General features: G+C 52.4%; 3 protein-coding genes. 1 reads left to right on the top strand and 2 read right to left on the bottom strand.

Annotated features, from left to right (window positions below):
- Window positions 1-118 precede the first annotated feature (118 nt).
- Both VEI96_04685 and VEI96_04680 read right to left on the bottom strand, forming a co-directional pair.
- Complete coding sequence (locus tag VEI96_04685) at window positions 119-1,309, bottom strand: pyridoxal phosphate-dependent aminotransferase (protein HXX57275.1); 1,191 nt, start codon at window positions 1,307-1,309, stop codon at window positions 119-121.
- 216 nt (window positions 1,310-1,525) lie between these two features.
- Window positions 1,526-2,968: a sigma-70 family RNA polymerase sigma factor gene (locus VEI96_04680; GenBank protein HXX57274.1), complete on the bottom strand. Its 1,443-nt coding sequence runs from the start codon at window positions 2,966-2,968 to the stop codon at window positions 1,526-1,528.
- Window positions 2,969-3,190: 222 nt separating this feature from the next.
- Between VEI96_04680 and VEI96_04675 the strand changes: the two genes are divergently transcribed.
- A partial coding sequence (locus tag VEI96_04675) for a HEAT repeat domain-containing protein (GenBank protein ID HXX57273.1) occupies window positions 3,191-3,539 on the top strand: 349 nt, incomplete at its 3' end.

The raw sequence follows: 3,539 nt of genomic DNA, 5'->3' as shown, positions 1-3,539 counted from the left end.
TATCCGGAGCGAAAATTTTCCAAAGGATCACCAGTCGGCCGTCATCAGCCCGCTATAGACTCACTCCCGCTTCGCAAATTCCTGGGGCATATCGATCGTGCCGGGAAACGTCTCGATACTATTTCAGTCTCGAGAGCGCCTCCCGAATCCTCTCGACACCCCTCTTCAGATTCTCCATAGATGTGGCGTAAGAAAGCCTCACGTAGTTATCGTCTCCGAAGGCAGCACCGTGAACAACGGCGACATTCGCTTCCTCAAGGAGATATATCGCAAGGTCGGCAGACGAGGATATGGACCTCCCGTTGACGGATCTTCCATAGACTCCGGAGGTCTTCGGGAATGCATAGAAGGCCCCTGTCGGTCTTATGCAGCTGACGTCCGGTATCGCGTTCAGTTCGGAAACGAGGAACCTCCTCCTTTTGTCAAACTCCTGACGCATCCGACCGACAGAATCCTGGGGGCCGGTGAGGGCCTCGACACCAGCCTTCTGGGCTATAGAATTCGGATTGGACGTAGACTGGCTCTGGATATTCGTCATCGCCTTGATGATCTCTTTCGGGCCCGCCGCATAGCCGATCCTCCATCCCGTCATGGCGTGTGACTTCGAGAGACCGTTTACGACGATTGTCCTCTCTTTCATCTCCTTCGACAGGGATGCGATGCTCACGTGTTCCGCTCCATCATAGAGAAGCTTTTCGTAAATCTCGTCGGAGATCACGTAGAGTCGGTGTCTCAGGGCGACTTCGGCTATCTTCTCGAGGGCCTTTCTGTCATAGGTCAGACCGGTCGGGTTCGACGGCGAGTTCAGGATTAAGGCCCTCGTCCTCTTCGTGATGCGTGATTCGAGCGTATCAGGACTGAGCATGAAGGAATCTCTCTCGTGAGTCTCGGCGATCACCGGTGTTCCGTCGTTCAGGATGACCTGATCCGGATAGGAGACCCAGTAAGGGGAAGGAACGACCACCTCGTCTCCCGGTCCATAGAGCGCCTGAGCCACATTATAGAGACTGTGCTTGGCCCCGCACGATACGATCACCTCTTCCCGGGTGTATTCAAGGCTGTTGTCCTTCCTGAACTTCTCGATGATCGCGTCCTTGAGCGGATCGATGCCGCCGACGGGAGTGTATTTCGTGAAACCGTCCCGCAGGGCCTTTAGCGCCGCCTCCTTGATGTTCTCCGGGGTATCGAAATCGGGTTCACCGACACCAAAGTTGATGACATCCTGACCCGATGCCTTCATCGCCTTTGCCTTGGCATCTATCGTGAGGGTCGGTGAAGGCTTTATATTTCTCGCCCGCTCAGAAAGCATACCCAATTCCTCCTGCCTGGTTTTCCGTTATTGTAGAATATTCGGCCGATTTAATAAAGACGAGCAGAGACAGCCCGCGACAGTGATTCTCGAGACTGTCTATAAGGGAGCTAATCGAACCAATGCGAGAAAAAGTCTCCCTCAAGCGGATTCGCGCAAAGCCGGGAAATGCTTCAAAAACCCTCAATGCATCGGTAAAGCGGCCACAGGATTATCTCACGCAGCTGTCAGGATCCTTAATGCCTTCTGTCTCGAACTGTGCTTCAGTTTCCGCAGCGCCTTTGCCTCTATCTGCCTCACCCTCTCCCTCGTCAGGGAAAGATACTTTCCAACCTCTTCCAGGGTATGATCCCGGTCAACTCCGATACCGAATCTCATCCGTATGACCGCAACCTCCTTCGGACTCAGGGTGTCAAGAACCCGCAGAATCTTCTCGGTGAGATCATTCTTTTCCGCGTCAGTATAAGGAGAGGGAGTGTTCGTGTCACCGATAAAGTCCTCGAGTTCCGTATCTTCCTCACCCACAAGGGTCTGGAGCGGTATGGGATCCTGTATCGCCCTGAACACCTCTTCAACTTTCTTTCCCGTAACGCCGAGACTCTGGGCGATCTCTTCATTGCCTGGATCTCTTCCGAGCTGCTGCGTCAGATCCCGAGATGCCTTCGTAACCTTGTTATAGAATTCCATCATATGGACAGGGACTCTTATCGTCTTTGTCTGATCGATCAAGGCCCTCGTTATCGCCTGCCGGATCCACCATGTCGCGTAGGTGCTGAATTTAAACCCCTTTTCATATTTAAACTTGTCCACCGCCCTCATGAGCCCGATGTTACCTTCCTGAACCAGGTCGAGCAGCGAGAGACCTCTTCCTATATAGTTCTTCGCTATATTGATCACGAGTCTCAGATTGCGGGTCGTCAGTTCGTTTTTTGCCTCGGTGGCAAGAGCCCTCGCCTTTACAATCCTGTCCCACCGGACCCTCAGTTCCTCTATGCCGATGCCGACTTCAGACTCTATCTCTCTGAATTCGGCCTGCACCGCTTTGGCAAGGGCAGCAATCTTCACGGGATTGACGCCTCTCTTCTTCTTCTCCCTCAAAAGACTCCGGAGATCCTTCATCGTTCCGTACCGTGCGATCCTCTTCTCAGCCTCCTCCATCCTGCCTGTCAGTGCATCGAGTCGTTTCAGGGTCCTCTCGACCGCCTCATCGTCCTTCTCTTCAGCCGCAGTTACCGCATCTTCTTCCTCTTCTCTCTCCGCCTCGAGCTCGGCTTCGATCTCCCGATAGAGGGGCATCGTGCTGACCATCTGCCGGATGATCCCCTTCCCTTCTTCAAGCTTCTTTGCAAGCTCTATCTCTTCAGCCCTTGTAAGGACTTTGATGTCACCCATCGAATGGAAATAAGCCTGAACAAGGTCCTCCGACTTTTCATACTCGCCGTCTTCTCCCTCCTCGATCAGCTCCTCCCCAAGAATTGCCGTTTCATCGGTATCGGTGACCTTTACTCCCATATCCTGGAGCAGATCGAGTACCTCCTCTACTTCCTCGGGAGCATAGAATTCTGTCGAGAGCATTTCGTTTATCTCATCAGCCATGAGCGTTCCGCGCTTCCTGCCCATCTCTATGATCTCGTCCACGATGTCGTTCTCTCTCATCATCCACCTCTGTCTTCCGCATATGTGGCGTCCACATACGGATGAATTTGCATTCAGGAGCAGAATACTCCTCTTTCTTTTTACTTTGATTTTATAGCTAAAATATGAAGATTCTTTGAATTTGAAGTATTTTTCATTTTTCACGGGCCGCTGCTCAACATGTTGCAATTTTTGCCGGAACTCATTAATATGTAATCATAATTTCTCATAAGGCGGTTCAAGGTTATGAAAAAATTAGAGGAGATGGGACTTGAAGAGTTGATTGAAGAACTGGTGAAAGGCACCGGCTTGAGGAGGGCAGAGGCTGCAGTATATCTCGGGAAGCTGCAGGACCTGCGCGCTTCGAAACCCCTCATGAAGGCGCTCGGGGATCCGAATATGGCCGTCAGAAACAACGTCGCCTACGCCCTTGGCGAACTCGGCCTCAAAGAGGCGGTACCTCTCCTCATAGAGACACTGAAGGACCCGGAGGAATGGGTGAGAAAGAGTGCTGCAAAGGCCCTCGGAATGCTTCGTTCTGCCGAAGCGGTTGCCCCCCTCAGACGGGCGTTGAAAGACGAATCCGAAATGGTCA

The organism is Thermodesulfovibrionales bacterium, assembly GCA_035622735.1.
In the GTDB taxonomy this organism is placed as follows: Bacteria; Nitrospirota; Thermodesulfovibrionia; order Thermodesulfovibrionales; family UBA9159; genus DASPUT01.
The sequence above is the reverse complement of the archived record's forward strand: the minus strand, read 5'-3'. Positions and strand labels throughout refer to the sequence as shown.

Excerpts from the sequence above, each read along its gene's own strand:
- VEI96_04685 (HXX57275.1), bottom strand. The coding sequence starts at position 1,309 with ATGCTTTCTGAGCGGGCGAGAAATATAAAGCCTTCACCGACCCTCACG.
- VEI96_04680 (HXX57274.1), bottom strand. The coding sequence starts at position 2,968 with ATGATGAGAGAGAACGACATCGTGGACGAGATCATAGAGATGGGCAGG.